Here is a 1002-nt window from a genome sequence, read left to right as displayed (position 1 = left end):
CTTTGGGGCGGAAACGCGAAAGTGCCTTCCTGACCTGGGACGATGAACCTTGCTGAGGGGTTCTGTCGGTCCAGGCGGAGGGCACTTTCTACGTGCAGGGTATCGGGTTGCGTCCCAAGGTCCATGTCAGTGCCGATGGTTCGGGGGTCGTTGGGCATGCCGGGGCACGGTTGCTGGCAGATCTCGCTGATGCCACCGGGCTGACCGCCGCGTACTCCGCCGCTCTCAGGCCGCTTCGGCCGCGCGGGACCGGGCATGATCCGGGCCGGGTCGCCACGGACCTTGCGGTGATGCTCGCCGACGGTGGTGAGGCGATCGCAGATCTGGCCGTGCTGCGGGACCAGGCAGGGGTGTTCGGCCCGGTCGCCTCCACGCCCACGGCTTGGCGGTTGCTCGCCGACACCGACGAGGCTGCACTCGCTTCGCTGCGGACGGCCCGCGGTTCAGCCCGGGAAGTCGCCTGGATGCAGGCCGCCGAGACCGGCGAGGGCATACCTGCTGCTCGGGCCGGCGGACGAGAACTTCCCGGCCTGGTTCTGGACCTCGACGCCACGCTGGTGACCTGCCACTCCGGGAAGGAGCAGGCCGCACCCACCTACAAGGGCGGCTTCGGCTTCCACCCGCTGCTGTGTTTCCTCGCGAACACCGGCGAGGCCGTGTCGGGGCGGCTGCGGCCCGGGAACTCCGGAGCCAACACTGCCGCCGATCACATCACGGTGCTCGACCAGGCGCTCCCGCAAATCCCCGACGCTCACCGGCACGGCACCGACATCCTCATCCGCGCCGACAGTGCCGGATCCGCGAAAGCCTTCCTCGCTCACGTCCGCGACCTGCGGAAACGAGGAATCCGTACCTTCTTCTCGGTCGGATACGCCATCACCGAGCCGGTCCGCCGAGCTGTCCGGACCATGCCCGACCGCCTCTGGCATCCCGCCCTGGACCAGGACGGGACACTGCGTGACGGTGCCGAGGTCGCCGAGCTGACCGGCATGGTCGACCTGG

1 protein-coding gene is annotated in these 1002 nt (G+C 69.3%); it reads left to right on the top strand.

The window, feature by feature from the left end; all coding sequences use genetic code 11:
- Positions 1-62 precede the first annotated feature (62 nt).
- Positions 63-1002, top strand: a 940-nt coding sequence (locus RM812_RS41860; protein ID WP_394816609.1) for a transposase, incomplete at its 3' end; no start/stop codon positions are given.

The sequence above is a fragment of the Streptomyces lancefieldiae genome (assembly GCF_031845825.1).
Lineage (GTDB): Bacteria > Actinomycetota > Actinomycetes > Streptomycetales > Streptomycetaceae > Streptomyces > Streptomyces lancefieldiae.
This window is presented reverse-complemented; position numbering and strand designations above follow the sequence as displayed.